Raw genomic sequence first — 14,880 nt, 5'->3', positions numbered from 1 at the left:
CTCATGCCCGACGCCCCGGTACACGATCAATTCGCCCTCGACGGGGCCTGGAACTTTCGCGATCTCGGCGGTGTGCGTACCACCGACGGGGCGACGGTTCGGCCCGGATTGTTCTATCGCGCATCCGAATTGAGCGGGTTGACCGATGTCGGGCAGCGCGTTGTCGCGGATCTGGGCATCCGTACCGTGTTCGATTTCCGCGGTGATGCGGAGGCCGAACGAAGCGGTGTCGACAGGGTTCCCGCCGGCGTCGAGTCGATCTCCGTGCCGTACGAGAATCTGAAGGGCGAGCGAGCCCCACACGAGGCGGCCCCGATTCACGACGAGCAGAGTCAAGTGGACTACATGATGCGCGCGTATGCCTCCTTCTCGACTCTCGACGGAGCGTCGCACGCGATCAAGCGGGTGGTGGACGAGATCGTGGGGCGTCGCGGCGGTGTCCTGGTGCACTGCGCAGCAGGTAAGGACCGCGCGGGGTGGACGGTCGCGACGGTGTTGCGCGCGGCAGGCGTCGACGAGGACGACATCGTCGCGGACTATCTGAGAAGCAACGATGCGATGGAGCCGTTGCTCGCGCACGTCCGCCGGACCTGGGCCGGACTCCACGACGTTCTGCCGACCGAGGCGATCCTGGGCGTTCGTGCGTCCTATCTGGAGCACGGATGGGCCACCATGGAGTCGAACCACGGTTCGTTCGGCGGATATCTGACCCACCTGGGTATCGATCGGGATCTCCGGCAACGCCTGACTGCCGCCCTCGTGCAGGGCTGAGCGGTAACCTCGCCCCATGCGCATCGGAAAGACCGCCCCGGACTTCGAGTTGCCGGACCATTCCGGTGAACTGCGTGCGCTGTCCGACCTGACGGCGTCGGGTCCGGTCGTCCTGTTCTTCTACCCGGCGGCCAACAGCCCCATCTGCACAGCCGAAGCGTGTCACTTCAGGGACCTGGGCACGGAATTCGACAGATTCGGCGCACAACGCGTGGGCATCAGTACCGACACCCGAGATCGCAACCATCATTTCGCGCTGCAGAGGTCGTTCGACTTTCCGTTGCTCTCCGATCCCGACGGGGCGGTCGCCGAACAGTTCGGAGTGCGTCGAGGCGGGTGGTTCACGCGGCGGCGTCGGCTCCGAGAGCTCGAACGCGGCCACTCGAACGCGGGCCGTCGCGGATATGTGAGGCAATTATTGTCCGTGAAGCGGACGACATTCGTGATCGATCGGCACCGAGTGGTGCGGATGACGGTGCGGAGCGAGCGCGGTCACGTGCATGCGACCAAGGCGCTCGAGTACCTGCGCTACCTGTCGTGAGAGTTGCTCGTTACGTTCCGAACGTCATTCGTTCGCGCCGCTGAACAGGGCGGTGTAGACGGCAGGCTTCGAAGCTTCGGCGTGTGCATCGGTCGATGCATCGTCAGGATGGCTGAAGAGTGCCTCGTTCTTGTCTTTGTGTTCCATTCCCCGAGCATGCCCCTGATTCGCCGCAATAGCCACTCGCCGCGCGGGCTGTCGTGGGTGTGCAGGGTGGGATACTGCTCGGGTGCCCGATGAATCCCTGTTCGACGCCCTCCGCCGTGAGCCCGACGCCGAGGCACCGAACCTTCATGCCGTCGACGCCGCGGACCGCCTCGTCCTCGATACCGTCGCCGAACTCCCCGGAATCGACAGGACCATGCCGATCGCGGTGATCGGCGACAGGTACGGAGCCATGACCCTCGGTGCCGTTTCCCTCGGTTTCACCGCGGTTCGCGTCCATCAGGACGCCGTCACCGGCGCGCGGGCACTCGAGCTGAACGCCGCGCGAGTCTCGTTGTCGGACTCCTACACCCAGCACACCCTGGGTGCCGAACTGCTGACCGGCGTGGGCACAGTACTGATGCAATTGCCACGAAGTCTGGCCGAACTCACCGAGATCGCCGAGCACATCGCGGCACACGCGTCGGCGGACGTCGTCGTCCTCGCAGGCGGGCGAGACAAACACATGACCCCCGCGATGAACGACGTCCTGAAAAAGTCGTTCGAGACCGTCACGGCCGGCCGCGGCCGGCAGAAAGCCCGAGTGCTCACCGCAACCGGGGCGGTGGCGTCGGGCATGACGTATCCGGTGAGCAAGCGGATTGCCGATGTGGACATGACGGTGGTGGCGCACGGTGCGGTGTTCGCGGGGGCCGGCCTCGATATCGGAACTCGTTTTCTGCTCGAGTACACACCGAAGATGCTGCCGCGAGCCCGCAGCGCCGTCGATTTGGGTTGTGGCACAGGGATTCTCGCCACCGAGCTGGCTCGGACCAGGCCCGATCTCGAGGTGATCGCGACAGATCGCTCGGCGGCAGCGATCGCATCGGCCTCGGCCACTGCGGCGGCGAACGGGACTCGAATTTCGGTGATCGCCGATGACGCGATGTCGACCTTCGATTCCGAATCGGTCGATCTGGTGGTCTGCAATCCACCGTTCCACGAGGGTGCCGCGGTGCACACGGGCGCGGCGAGCAAATTGTTCGTTGCCGCCGGTCGGGTGCTGCGACCGGGCGGACAGATGTGGACGGTCTACAACACACACTTGAACTACCGGCGTGAACTGGCCGACGCGGTGGGTCCCACCGATCTCATGGGCCGCAACGGCAAGTTCACCGTTGCTCGCTCGGTACGCCCGAGCGAGCAACGATGACTGTCAGGTGACCGGGCCGCCGTCTTCGGGAGTTCCGTCGATCTGTCCCCGGTTGCGCCCGAGGTCCTCGACAAGGGTGCCCTCGACGATCTCGGCCTGACGCTGGCCTTCCGCGTAGTCGATGTCGGGATCCTCGTCGGATTCCTCGACGACGTGGTCGACGAGTTCCTCGGTCAGTTCGTCGTCTGGAGTCTCGGTGATCGGGCGGTCGAGTTCCTCCTCGACGGCGATGTCGGGTTCTTCCTCGCTGAGCTTGAGATCCAGGCTCTCGCCCTCGGCAGCCTCGCGAGCGGTGGTGCCGAAGCTGTTGGCCTCGCTCCAATGGTCGGGGGGATCGACCACGGTGTCGCCGTCGTCGTTGCGCACCTCGTCGGAGTCGACGCTTTCACTGGGGTCCAAGGTCTGGTCGGGTCCGTCTTCGATTGCCATTTCCTCATACTGCCCGTTTCGATTCGGTGTCACACACGCGGTCGTCTCCGCGTGTGTGCCCGGTACCCGGTAGAGTCCGTTTTGTCCGTCGTAGAAGTTCTCCGCTCGGGAACTTTTGTCCGGATGTCAGACGTTCTACTGATGACCGACGGGGAGATCCCCGGTGGGGATCAGAACTTACGAAGGGAAGAGACACGGTGCGCACCTCCAGCAACCCGGTGTTCCGCAACCTGCCCAAGCAGCAGGGCGGCGGATACGCCACATTCGGATCTGCGACGGCTGGAGCCTCGCAGGCCGCAACCTTCGGCCAGCATCCCGGAACGCAGGCCGACCCGTACACCACGCAGCCCGCACAGCGGGCCATGACGATCGACGACGTGGTCACCAAGACCGGCATCACCCTCGGTGTGCTGAGCGTGACGGCGATCATCTCGTACCTGCTCGTCTCCAACAACACCGACTTGGCCATCCCGTTCGTCATCGGCGGTGGCTTGATCGGCTTCGGTCTGGTCATGTTCGCGACCTTCGGCCGCAAGATGGACAACAAGGCGATCGTGCTCGCGTACGCCGCAGCCGAAGGTGTGTTCCTCGGTGCGCTGTCGCTCATGTTCACCGGCGTCGAGTTCGGTGGGGTCGGTGGATCCGCCCTCATCGGCCAAGCAGTCCTCGGTACGTTCGGCGTGTTCTTCGGCATGCTGATCGTCTACAAGACCGGTGCCATCCGCGTCACCCCGCGCTTGACCCGCATGGTCGTCGGTGCCCTCATCGGTGTCGTCGTGCTGATGCTCGGCAATCTCGTCGCCAGCTTCTTCATGGAGGACGGCTTCGGACTTCGCTCCGGCGGACCGCTGGCCATCATCTTCAGCCTCGTCTGCATCGGCATCGCGGCGTTCAGCTTCCTGCTCGACTTCGACCAGGCCGATCAGCTGATCCGCGCACAGGCTCCCGAGAAGGCAGCCTGGGGCGTCGCGCTCGGTCTGACCATCACACTGGTCTGGCTGTACGTCGAGATCCTGCGTCTGCTGAGCTACTTCCAGAACGACTAGTACTCACGCGAAAAGCCCCGCCACTCCGTTGAAGGAGGGCGGGGCTTTTTCGTTGTGATGTCTCGGATCAGCTGAGGCGCTCGAGCACCATCGCCATACCCATGCCGCCGCCGACGCACATGGTCTCGACGCCGAACGTCTTGTCGTGGGTCGTCAGGTTGTTCAGCAGCGTGGTGGTGATGCGCGCACCGGTCATGCCGAACGGGTGGCCGATCGCGATGGCACCACCGGAGACATTGAGCTTGTCCTCTTCGATGCCTAGGTCGCGCGCCGAGCCGAGGACCTGCACGGCGAAGGCCTCGTTGATCTCGAACAGGTCGATGTCGGAGATGGACATGCCCGCGATCTTCAGCGCCTTACGGGTCGCCTCGATGGGTCCGAGGCCCATGATCTCGGGGGACGTGCCGGTCACACCGGTCGAGACGATGCGGGCCAGCGGGGTCAGGCCCAGTTCCTTGGCCTTGGTGTCGCTCATGATGACGAGCGCTGCTGCGCCGTCGTTGAGCGGGCACGCGTTACCGGCGGTGATGGTGCCGTTCGGGCGGAAGACCGGCTTGAGCTGGCTGATCTTCTCGTAGGTGGTGCCGGCGCGGGGGCCGTCGTCGGTGTTGACGACGGTGCCGTCGGGCAAGGTCACCGGGGTGATCTCCCGCTCGAAGAAGCCGGCGTTGATGGCCTCTTCGGCGCGGTTCTGGCTGCGGACGCCCCAGTGGTCCTGATCCTCGCGGGTGATGCCGGTGAGCAGCGCGACGTTCTCGGCGGTCTGGCCCATCGCGATGTACGCGTCGGGCAGCTCGCCGTTCTCGCGGGGATCGGTCCAGCTGTCCGCGCCCTCTTCCTGCGCCTTCTTGGTGCGGGCCTCGGCGTCGGCGAAGATCGGGTTGTGGCTCTCGGGCAGCGAGTCGGAGTTGCCGTGGACGAAGCTGGACACGCTTTCGACACCAGCGGAGATGAACACGTCACCCTCGCCTGCCTTGATCGCGTGCAGCGCCATGCGGGTGGTCTGCAGCGAGGAGGAGCAGTAGCGCGTGATGGTCGTTCCGGGCAGCGAGTCGTAGCCGAGTTGCACTGCGACGATGCGCGCGAGGTTGTTGCCCTGCATGCCGCCGGGCAGACCGCAGCCCAGGAGGAGATCGTCGATGTCCTTCGGGTCGAGCGAGGGCACCTTGGCCAGCGCTGCGGCGACCATCTGGGCGGTGAGGTCGTCGGGACGAATGTCCTTGAGCGACCCCTTCATGGCCCTGCCGATCGGTGAGCGCGCGGTGGCGACGATGACTGCCTCTGGCATGAGATCTCCTTCGAATCGATACTGCGTGACTTCAGTGCTACCGCCGGGTAGGCGATGTCTCCTGTCCGAACTTACAACCCCGCCGATCGGTCACCGGCACGACGTACGAGATCCTCCGACGCAGTGACGATCTCGGCGTCGAGCTCGGCGCTTCTCCGGCGCAGGAAGCGATCGAACGCGGCCGTCGCGCGGGGGATGGCCTTGCGTGACTCGGCGGCAGCGGACACGGTCGGCAGCTCGGGCAACGGGCCGCCGTGCCACACGCCCAGCGCCGATGCGAGTACCGGCAGAATCTGCTGAGCGGCGAGCTCGTACCCCGCGGCCGACGGGTGAAAGCGGTCGGCAGAGAACATGGTGTCGGGCGCTGCCAGGAACTCGGGGGAGAGCAGATCGGCGAGAGCCACCGGATGCCCGCCGGCGCTGAGAGTCCTGGCCGTCTGGGCGTTGGCGAGACGTCGACCCCAATTGCGGACGACGGTGCGCAGCGGCTGCGGGATAGCCGTCACGACACCGAGATCGGGGCACGTGCCCACTGCCACGATGCAGCCCTTGGCCGTCAATCGTTCGACGGCGTCGCCCAGCCGGGCCGCCGACGCCGGGATGGAGAACTTCTTGGTGACGTCGTTCGCGCCCACGAAGATGACCGCCGCGTCCGGGGGCGGGCCGGCGACGAACATCGCGTCGACCTGGCCTTCGAGCCCCTTCGAGGTGGCACCGGCAATCGCTTTGGTGCTCAATCGAATTCGTTGCCCGGTTTCCTCGGCCAGTCCGCGGGCGATCAGTACGCCTGGCACTTCGTCGGCTACGGTACAGCCCACGCCGGCAGCGGTGGAGTCGCCGAAGATCATCAGATGAATATCTGCTGAATTTCCTATCCGCCACCGTTCCGGGGCCGCGCATCCCGCGGTGTAGACGCCGTCCGCCTCCGGTGGCTTGGCGGTGGTGCGCCCGATGACGCCGCGGGCCGCCGCGGCCTGCGCCATCAGATGTCGGTACGCGGCCCAGGATGCAGTCCCTGCTCCGGAGCCTGCAAGTACTGTCGCGGCGCTCGCTTTCGCTGCGGTACGCCATCCGCTCGCCGTCACAGATCGATCCCTCTCCTCGTGCCGTTGTCACCATCGTATGCGGGGTATCGACGGCCGTGACCGAGAGTGAAACAGGTGCATCTGGGAAGATGGAGCAATGCGCATCGCACAGCACATCACCGAACTCATCGGCAACACCCCGTTGGTGAAGTTGTCCACCGTCGTCGGCGACGGTGCAGGCACTGTCGCGGCCAAGATCGAGTACCTCAACCCGGGTGGTTCGTCCAAGGATCGCATCGCGGTGAAGATGATCGACGCGGCCGAGGCAGCAGGGGAACTGAAGCCCGGCGGCACCATCGTCGAGCCCACGTCCGGCAACACCGGCGTCGGTCTCGCCCTGGTCGCTCAGCAGCGTGGCTACAAGTGCGTTTTCGTGTGCCCCGACAAGGTCGGCGAGGACAAGCGCAACGTGCTGCGCGCCTACGGAGCCGAGGTCGTCGTCTGCCCCACAGCTGTCGCACCCGAAGACCCCAACAGCTACTACAGCGTCTCCGATCGACTCGTCCGCGAGATCGACGGAGCCTGGAAGCCCAACCAGTACTCCAACCCGGCCGGCCCGGCCAGCCACTACGAGACCACCGGCCCCGAGATCTGGGCCGACACCGACGGCAAGATCACGCACTTCGTCGCAGGCGTCGGTACCGGCGGAACCATCTCCGGCACCGGCAAGTACCTCAAGGAGGTCTCCGGCGGCAAGGTCAAGGTCATCGGCGTCGACCCCGAGGGCTCGGTCTACTCCGGCGGAACCGGGCGCCCGTACCTCGTCGAAGGTGTCGGCGAGGACTTCTGGCCGACCGCCTACGACCCGTCCATCCCGGACGAGATCATCGCCGTCTCCGACAACGACTCGTTCGACATGACTCGGCGTCTCGCTCGTGAGGAAGGCCTGTTGGTCGGCGGTTCGTGCGGCATGGCTGCCGTCGCCGCGATCCAGGTCGCCGAGCGCGAAGGTCCCGACGCCCTCGTCGTCGTACTGCTGCCCGACGGTGGCCGCGGCTACCTGGCCAAGATCTTCAACGACTCGTGGATGTCCTCGTACGGCTTCCTGCGTTCGCGTCTGGACGGCAAGACTCACGAGACCTCCGTGGGCGAGGTGTTGCGCGGAAAGTCCGGCGCATTGCCGGATCTGGTGCACACCCACCCGTCGGAGACCGTCCGCGACGCCATCGAGATCCTGCGCGAGTACGGCGTCTCGCAGATGCCGGTCGTCGGCGCCGAGCCTCCCGTCATGGCAGGCGAAGTCGCGGGCAGCGTCACCGAACGCGACCTTCTCAGTGCCGTGTTCGAGGGTCGCGCCGCGTTGGCAGACCCGGTCGCCAAGCACATGAGCGAGCCGTTCCCACTGATCGGTGCCGGCGAAACCGTCTCCGACGCCACCAAGGCACTCGGCGAATCCGATGCGCTGATGGTCGTCGAAGAAGGTAAGCCCGTCGGCGTCATCACTCGCCACGACCTGCTCGGATTCCTCAGCAAGGGCGCCTAGGCATGTGAACGGAAGCTCGTAGCCTGCTACGAGTTTCCGTTCACATGCGGCGCAGCCGCTCTACCGCACTGCGCTGGTTCCGGTCAGTGCCTGGCCGATCACGAGTTGGTGGACCTCGGATGTGCCCTCGTAGGTGAGGACGGATTCGAGGTTGTTGGCGTGACGGAGCACCGGGTATTCCAGCGTGATTCCGTTGGCCCCCAATATCGTTCGGCATTCGCGAGCGATCTTGATGGCCTCGCGCACGTTGTTGAGCTTGCCCAGTGACACTCGCTCGCCCGGCAGTTCGCCCTTGTCCTTGAGTCGGCCCAGATGCAAAGCGAGCAGCTGGCCCTTGCCGAGCTCGAGGGCCATGTTCGCGAGCTTGGCCTGAGTGAGCTGGTACCCGGCGAGGGGCTTGTCGAACACCGCGCGGGTCTGCGAGTACTCGATCGCCGATTCGATGCAGTCCCGCGCCGCGCCCATCGCGCCGAAGACGATGCCGAAGCGCGCCTCGTTGAGGCAACTCAGAGGTCCGCGCAGACCGCTGGCCTCGGGCAGCATGGCGTCGGCAGGCAGTCGGACGTCGTCGAACACCAATTCGCCGGTGATCGAGGCACGCAGCGACAGCTTCTTCTTCACGGTGTTGGCGGTGAATCCCGGTGTATCGGTGGGAACGACGAATCCGCGGATCTTGTCGTCGGTCTGAGCCCACACGACGGCGACGTCGGCGACGGGTCCGTTGGTGATCCACATCTTGCTGCCGTGGAGGATCCAGTCGTCACCGTCGCGCTTGGCGCGGGTGAGCATGCCGCCGGGGTTCGATCCGTAATCGGCCTCGGTGAGCCCGAAGCAGCCGATCAGCGATCCCTCGGCCATTCCCGGAAGCCACTGCTGCTTCTGCTCCTCGGAGCCGTACTTCCAGATGGCGAACATCGCGAGCGAGCCCTGCACCGAGACGAGCGATCGGATGCCGGAGTCGATCGATTCGAGCTCGAGGCAGGCCAGGCCGTACGCCGTCGCGGACGTTCCGGCGCATCCGTAGCCCTCGAGGTGCATGCCCAACAGGCCCAGCGAGCCCAGCTCCTTGGCCAGCTCGCGCGCCGGCACCGTGCCCTCGTCGAACCAATCGGCGATGTGCGGACGAATGCGCTCGTTACCGAACTTGCGGACGGTGTCCCGGATCTGACGTTCCTCGTCGTCGAGGAGTGAATCGATCGCGAACAGTTCGTCGACGCTCTGGGAGTTGGCCACGGTGCCTCTTTCCGCTGGGGGTTGTCTTCGCAGGTTACCCACGCCCCCGCGCGGCGACGCAGGCCGATTAGGGTGGAGGCCATGAGTGAGCAGCGCAGCAAGGCAGACAACACGTCCTGGCAGGGCTTTTCCACCAAGGCGGTCCATGCCGGCTACGAGCCGGATCCGCTGACCGGTGCGGTGAACGTGCCGATCTACGCCAGCTCCACCTTCGCTCAGGACGGCGTCGGCGGCATGCGCAGTGGATTCGAGTACGCGCGCACCGGCAATCCGACGCGTCGGCCGCTCGAGGCCAATCTCGCGGCCATCGAGTCCGGCACCTACGGTCGCGCGTTCTCCTCCGGCATGGCGGCCACGGACTGCCTGTTGCGCTCGGCGCTGCGTCCCGGTGATCACCTCGTCATCCCCAACGACGCCTACGGCGGCACGTACCGGTTGATCGACAAGGTCTTCACCCAGTGGGGCATCGAGTACTCGGTGGCTGCAGTGTCGGACGTCGACGAGGTACGCGCGGCGATGCGTCCGAACACCAAGCTCGTCTGGGTCGAGACGCCCACCAACCCACTGCTCAACGTCGGAGACATCGAGGCATTGTCGGGCGTTGCGCACGAGGGTGGGGCCAAGCTCGTCGTCGACAACACCTTCGCGTCGCCGTATCTCCAGCAGCCTCTGAGCCTCGGTGCCGACGTGGTGCTGCACTCGACGACCAAGTACATCGGCGGACACTCCGATGTCGTCGGCGGCGCCCTGGTGACCGACAGCGAGGAACTGGACACGGCCTTCGCGTTCCTGCAGAACGGCGCGGGTGGCGTTCCCGGACCGTTCGACGCGTTCCTGACCTTGCGCGGCATCAAGACTCTCGCGCTGCGGATGGAGCGACACAGCGACAATGCCGAGAAGATCGTCGAATTCCTCGACGGGCATCCGGCCATCTCGCAGGTCATCTACCCCGGGCTCGAATCTCACCCGTCTCATGCTGTCGCCGCGAAGCAGATGCGACGGTTCGGCGGGATGGTCTCCGTTCGTCTGGCCGGAGGTAAGCAGGCTGCGCTGGACTTCTGCGCGAAGACCGAGATCTTCACGCTCGCCGAGTCTCTGGGCGGCGTCGAATCGTTGATCGAGCATCCCGGTGCGATGACCCACGCCTCGACGGCCGGTTCGTTGCTCGAGGTGCCCGACGATCTGGTGCGTCTGTCGGTCGGTATCGAGGACGGCGCCGATCTGGTCGGTGACGTCGAGCAAGCGCTGGCATGATCGTCGCACTGATCGACTCGGGCCTCGGGATGCTCCCGACGGCTGCGCGGCTACGACAAGCGCGCCCCGAGCTCGATCTGGTGCTGATGATGGACCCCGACAACGCTCCGTGGGGTCCGAAGCCGGATGCGTGGGTGATCGACCGGGTGGTCGGAACCGCTCGGCATGCCGTCGAACTCGGTGCCGAGGTGGTCGTGCTGCCGTGCAACACCGCCAGTGTGACGGCGCTGAGTCACGTTCGGGCCGCGCTCGGTGACACGATTCCGGTGGTGGGTACCGTTCCGGCGATCAAACCCGCTGCAGCGGTGAGTGATCGGATAGCGATCTGGGCGACGGCGGCCACGACCGCGAGCGCCTATCAGGGGCGTTTGATCGAGCAGTTCGCCTCGCACCGAACGGTGACGAGTGTGGCGTGCCACGGTCTGGCGGATTCGATCGACCGTGGTGACGAGCGGGGGATCGGTGCCGCCATCACCGCGGCCGTGGCCGCGACACCCGCGGACGTCGAATCGATCGTGCTGGGTTGCACGCACTACCCACTGGTGTTGGACCGGATCGTCTCGCAGCTGCCGGGCGGCGTCACGATGTTCGACAGCGCCGAGGCGGTGGCCAACCAGACGGTGCGACGCGTCGACGAAGTCGGTTCGAGCGGTTCGGGCACCGGCCGTGTCTCGGTGTGGTTGAGCGGAATCGAGGGCGACTTGCCCGGGAGCGCGCAGCGGTACCGCGAAGGAAAACTGCTGCGGGGCGACGCACGAGCCGAGCAACACTGACCGTCGGGGAATGCGGGGCCCTCCCGAGCGTTGTCTTTCACTGAGCTAACGGTTACTGCGGTGAAGGGAAACACATGGTCGGCGTGGGCACTCGGACTCCAGTGGAACGGACGGCGGTGCGCATGCCGCATCGGTACGCGTTCTGGGTCGTAGGCGTCGCCTTCCTGGTCTTGATGGCCTCGGCGTCGGCACCGTCACCGCTGTACCCGGTGTATCAGCAGGCCTGGGGATTCAGCGCTCTCACCCTCACAGTGATCTTTGCCGTCTATGCGGTCGCGTTGCTGTCCACGTTGCTCACCGTCGGTAGTCTGTCGGACCACATCGGGCGCAAACCCATTCTGATCGCCTCACTGATTCTCCTCGCTGTCAGCTTGATGCTGTTCATCGTCGCCGACAGCGTCCCGGTACTCCTCGCGGCTCGCGTCGTGCAGGGAATTGCCGCGGGTGCGGCCACCGGTGCGCTGAGCGCAGCCGTCATCGACCTGCAGCCCGACGCGTCCACCGGACCGTTGCTCAACAGCGTCGCGCCCTCCCTCGGGCTGGCAAGCGGCGCGCTCGGGGCCGGATTGCTGGTCCAATTGGCACCTGCGCCCGACATCTTGGTGTTCGCGCTGCTGATCGGCGCGGCACTGATCCTCGCGGTGGCACTGCTGTTCGTCCCCGAGACCTCGGCACTGCGTGGCTTCGATTCCCGCCGTCACCTCGCCTCGACCCTGCTGCCGAGGATGTCGATCCCCACGTCGGTGCGGGCACCGTTCCTGCTCATCGCTCCCGCTCTGTTCGCGACCTGGTCGCTCGGCGGGTTTCATCTCTCGCTCGGGCCGTCGATCATCGGCACGGTGTTCGACGTGGACAACCACATAGTGGGTGGGTTGGAGATCTTCGCGATGTTCGCCTCGGGCGCGGTGGCAGCTGCAATGGTACGCAACGGGTTTCCCCGCACCGTGATGATGATCGGGGCGACGGTGTTGGCGGCAGGTGTCGCGCTCTCCCTGGTGTCGGTGCAGATCGAGTCGATCGTGCTGTACTTCGTCGGGGCTGTCATCGCCGGATCGGGCTGGGGAGCAACGTTCCTCGGTTCGATGCGCACGCTCGGCGCGCTGGTCCCCGCAGCGGAGCGAGGCGGAGTGTTCGCCACGACGTTCGTCATCAGCTACCTCGCGTTCAGCCTGCCCGCCGTGGTCGCCGGGCTGGCCGTGCACCGCCTCGGTCTGAGCACGACGGTGCAGGTGTACGGAGGGTTCGTCATCACGCTCGCGCTGATCTCGGTTCTCGGATTCTCGCTGGCGCAGCGGCGAGATCGATAGTGCACCAGAGCTTGTGAGTTCTCCTCTGCCGAGGGTGAGCGAGTACTCCTACCCGATCGGGTAGTTCGGTCGAGTCGTTGGCAGGGTTCCCGCCCCGAGGTGTTCCCACGCGGTATCGGGCAGGGGAGTGTGGTCATCAGTGAGACGCCGATCACAGAAGAAGGCGTCTTGTACTCACACTCACCGAGGAGACACCGATGGTCATCGAGCTCAATCAGATCTGGGAATTCCCCATCAAGGAGTTTCACCCGCTGCCGCGCGCCAAGCTGGGAGTCGGCGCCCACGACATGATCGGTGTCGAGGCCAAGGAACTCGGATTCAAGCGCTCGCTGCTGGTCACGACCGGTCTGCGCGGATCGGGCATCATCGAGGAACTGATCGGCAAGATCGAGTACCAGGGCGTCGAGGTGGTCCTTTACGACAAGGTCGAGTCCAACCCCAAGGACTACAACGTCATGGACGGTGCCGCGCTGTACCAGAAGGAGAAGTGCGACAGCGTCATCTCCGTCGGTGGTGGCTCGAGCCACGATGCGGCCAAGGGCATCCGCGTCGTCGTCGCCCACGACGGCCGCAACATCAACGAGTTCGAGGGATTCTCCAAGTCCACCAACAAGCAGAACCCGCCGCACATCGCCGTATCGACCACTGCCGGAACGGGTTCGGAGACATCCTGGGCCTACGTCATCACCGACACCTCGGACATGGAGAAGCCGCACAAGTGGCTCGCCTTCGACGAGGCGTCGACACCGACGCTGGCACTGGACGACCCGCTGCTCTACTACACCTGCCCTCAGCAGTGGACCGCGTTCTGCGGCTTCGACGTCCTCGCCCACGGTGCCGAGCCGTACGTCTCGCGGCTGGACTTCGCGCCGTCGCTGGGAAACGCGATCTACTCGATCGGGCTGGTCTCCAAGCATCTTCGTGAAGCTGTGTACGACCCGGGCAACCTGAAGGCTCGCGAGGGCATGATGAACGCCCAGTACATCGCCACACAGGCCTTCAACTCCGGTGGACTCGGCGTCATCCACTCGATCTCGCACGCGATCAGCGCCTTCTACGACAGCGCGCACGGCCTCAACAACGCCATCGCTCTACCGCGCGTGTGGGAGTACAACCTGCCCTCGCGCTACGAGCGTTACGCCGAGATCGCCGTGGCCATGGGCGTGGACACGAAGAACATGACCACCGTTCAGGCTGCCGACGCGGCAGTCGAGGCGGCCATCAGGCTCGCCAAGGACGTCGGAATTCCGGACAACTTCGGATCGATCCGTTCGGCGACGTACGACAAGAACCGGATGAACACCGGCAAGTACGCCGGCAAGGGCGACGTGATCAAGGGCGACGAGAAGTCGGTTCTGAAGATCTCCGAGCACATCCAGGAGGACTGGTGCACCCCGGGTAACCCCCGTGAGGTGACCGTCCAGTCGATGATCCCCGTCGTCTCGCACGCGATCAACGAGTCTTACTGATGCTTCGCAGTGGTGCGGTTGTGTGCCCCGGGCGGTGCACAATCGCACCACTGCGCCGCCTGAAAGGAAGCACATGACCTCGCTGTCGACAGTGCGTAGCGACGACACCGGCACCGTTCGATTCACCGACGCCGCCGATCTGCAACGCGCGCTCGGAGAGCAGGACTACATCGCGGACGACGATCTCGCCACCGTGGTGCATCTGGCGACAGCACTCGATCGCCCACTGCTGCTCGAAGGCCCCGCGGGCGTGGGCAAGACCGAGCTGGCGAAGTCCCTGGCCGCGGCGAGCGGACGCAAGCTGGTGCGCCTGCAGTGTTACGAGGGTCTCGACGACAATCGGGCCCTCTACGAGTGGGACTACGCCAAGCAACTTCTGCACGTGCAGATGCTGCGGGAGCACATCGGCGCACTCACCCAGCACGTCACCGACATCGACGACGCCTCGAAGATGCTCGCCGCCAAAGACTTCGGCCTCTACTCCGAGCCCTTCCTCGCCGTGCGGCCCCTGTTGGAATCGGTGCTCTCCGAGGAGCCGGTGGTGCTCCTGGTCGACGAAGTCGATCGCACCGAGGAATCGATGGAGGCACTGCTGCTCGAAGTACTTGCCGAGAAGCAGGTGACGATCCCCGAGGTCGGATAATCGAGATGGAAATGCAGACAGCGACGTTTGAGGGCCGACGACAGCTCACGAGTGTCGTTGGAGGTCAGTATCACCCACGGATCGCTGCGCGCGGTGAACGTACCGACCTCGGGGATCGTCACCTGCTTCTCGGCAAGTACTTCGAGCAGCAGTGCCTCCATCGATTCCTCGGTGCGATCGACTTCGTCGACCAGGAGCACC

14 protein-coding genes and 2 pseudogenes are annotated in these 14,880 nt (G+C 65.3%); 10 read left to right on the top strand and 6 right to left on the bottom strand.

Annotated features, from left to right (window positions below; translation table 11 throughout):
- Positions 1-3 precede the first annotated feature (3 nt).
- Entirely contained in the window at positions 4-771 is a 768-nt protein-coding gene (locus tag CH256_RS20285; RefSeq protein WP_094670439.1) for a tyrosine-protein phosphatase, read from the top strand.
- A 16-nt stretch (positions 772-787) separates the two neighbouring features.
- Positions 788-1,312 (top strand): peroxiredoxin, encoded by a 525-nt coding sequence (locus CH256_RS20280; RefSeq protein WP_068051633.1) that lies wholly within the window; start codon positions 788-790, stop codon positions 1,310-1,312.
- 24 nt (positions 1,313-1,336) lie between these two features.
- On the opposite strand, the gene CH256_RS28680 is transcribed toward CH256_RS20280, so the two are convergent.
- Entirely contained in the window at positions 1,337-1,459 is a 123-nt protein-coding gene (locus CH256_RS28680) for a hypothetical protein (protein WP_254925592.1), read from the bottom strand.
- Between the two features lie 82 nt (positions 1,460-1,541).
- On the opposite strand from CH256_RS28680, the gene CH256_RS20275 reads away from it, so the two are divergent.
- Positions 1,542-2,669: a class I SAM-dependent methyltransferase gene (locus CH256_RS20275; RefSeq protein WP_094670438.1), complete on the top strand. Its 1,128-nt coding sequence runs from the start codon at positions 1,542-1,544 to the stop codon at positions 2,667-2,669.
- A gap of 3 nt (positions 2,670-2,672) precedes the next feature.
- On the opposite strand, the gene CH256_RS20270 is transcribed toward CH256_RS20275, so the two are convergent.
- A complete protein-coding gene (locus CH256_RS20270; protein ID WP_068051629.1) occupies positions 2,673-3,098 on the bottom strand; it encodes a hypothetical protein in 426 nt (141 codons plus the stop codon).
- 197 nt (positions 3,099-3,295) lie between these two features.
- Here CH256_RS20270 and CH256_RS20265 point away from each other — a divergent pair, with 197 nt between their 5' ends.
- The gene (locus CH256_RS20265; RefSeq protein WP_032404782.1) at positions 3,296-4,144 is read left to right on the top strand and encodes a Bax inhibitor-1/YccA family protein; all 849 of its coding nucleotides are present in this window, start codon (positions 3,296-3,298) and stop codon (positions 4,142-4,144) included.
- Between the two features lie 67 nt (positions 4,145-4,211).
- Here the strand turns inward: CH256_RS20265 and CH256_RS20260 are convergent, their stop codons facing one another.
- Both CH256_RS20260 and CH256_RS20255 read right to left on the bottom strand, forming a co-directional pair.
- A complete protein-coding gene (locus CH256_RS20260; protein WP_094639068.1) occupies positions 4,212-5,432 on the bottom strand; it encodes an acetyl-CoA C-acetyltransferase in 1,221 nt (406 codons plus the stop codon).
- A gap of 71 nt (positions 5,433-5,503) precedes the next feature.
- Positions 5,504-6,517 carry an SGNH/GDSL hydrolase family protein gene (locus CH256_RS20255; protein WP_094670437.1) on the bottom strand — a complete coding sequence of 338 codons (1,014 nt, stop codon included), beginning with the start codon at positions 6,515-6,517 and terminating at the stop codon, positions 5,504-5,506.
- Positions 6,518-6,614: 97 nt separating this feature from the next.
- Between CH256_RS20255 and CH256_RS20250 the strand changes: the two genes are divergently transcribed.
- Positions 6,615-8,000 carry a cystathionine beta-synthase gene (locus CH256_RS20250; protein WP_094670436.1) on the top strand — a complete coding sequence of 462 codons (1,386 nt, stop codon included), beginning with the start codon at positions 6,615-6,617 and terminating at the stop codon, positions 7,998-8,000.
- 60 nt (positions 8,001-8,060) lie between these two features.
- Here the strand turns inward: CH256_RS20250 and CH256_RS20245 are convergent, their stop codons facing one another.
- Complete coding sequence (locus CH256_RS20245; RefSeq protein ID WP_094670435.1) at positions 8,061-9,233, bottom strand: acyl-CoA dehydrogenase family protein; 1,173 nt, start codon at positions 9,231-9,233, stop codon at positions 8,061-8,063.
- An 81-nt stretch (positions 9,234-9,314) separates the two neighbouring features.
- On the opposite strand from CH256_RS20245, the gene CH256_RS20240 reads away from it, so the two are divergent.
- From CH256_RS20240 to CH256_RS20220, 5 genes and pseudogenes are all read left to right on the top strand, one after another.
- Positions 9,315-10,487 (top strand): cystathionine gamma-synthase, encoded by a 1,173-nt coding sequence (locus tag CH256_RS20240; RefSeq protein ID WP_032376589.1) that lies wholly within the window; start codon positions 9,315-9,317, stop codon positions 10,485-10,487.
- Positions 10,484-11,260: a glutamate racemase gene (locus CH256_RS20235; RefSeq protein WP_094639072.1), complete on the top strand. Its 777-nt coding sequence runs from the start codon at positions 10,484-10,486 to the stop codon at positions 11,258-11,260. Before CH256_RS20240 ends, CH256_RS20235 begins: the two co-directional genes overlap by 4 nt.
- Positions 11,261-11,382: 122 nt before the next feature.
- Entirely contained in the window at positions 11,383-12,567 is a 1,185-nt protein-coding gene (locus CH256_RS20230; protein ID WP_094639174.1) for an MFS transporter, read from the top strand.
- 197 nt (positions 12,568-12,764) lie between these two features.
- Positions 12,765-14,036 carry an NDMA-dependent methanol dehydrogenase gene (gene mdo / locus CH256_RS20225; RefSeq protein ID WP_094639073.1) on the top strand — a complete coding sequence of 424 codons (1,272 nt, stop codon included), beginning with the start codon at positions 12,765-12,767 and terminating at the stop codon, positions 14,034-14,036.
- Positions 14,037-14,109: 73 nt separating this feature from the next.
- Positions 14,110-14,676, top strand: a pseudogene (locus CH256_RS20220) (AAA family ATPase); the annotation flags it as partial.
- Here CH256_RS20220 and CH256_RS20215 read toward each other — a convergent pair.
- Positions 14,670-14,880 (bottom strand): annotated as a pseudogene (locus CH256_RS20215) (AAA family ATPase); the annotation flags it as partial. The pseudogenes CH256_RS20220 and CH256_RS20215 sit on opposite strands and share 7 nt — an antisense overlap.

It is taken from the genome of Rhodococcus sp. 05-2254-6 (assembly GCF_002258565.1).
Lineage (GTDB): Bacteria > Actinomycetota > Actinomycetes > Mycobacteriales > Mycobacteriaceae > Rhodococcoides.
This window is presented reverse-complemented; position numbering and strand designations above follow the sequence as displayed.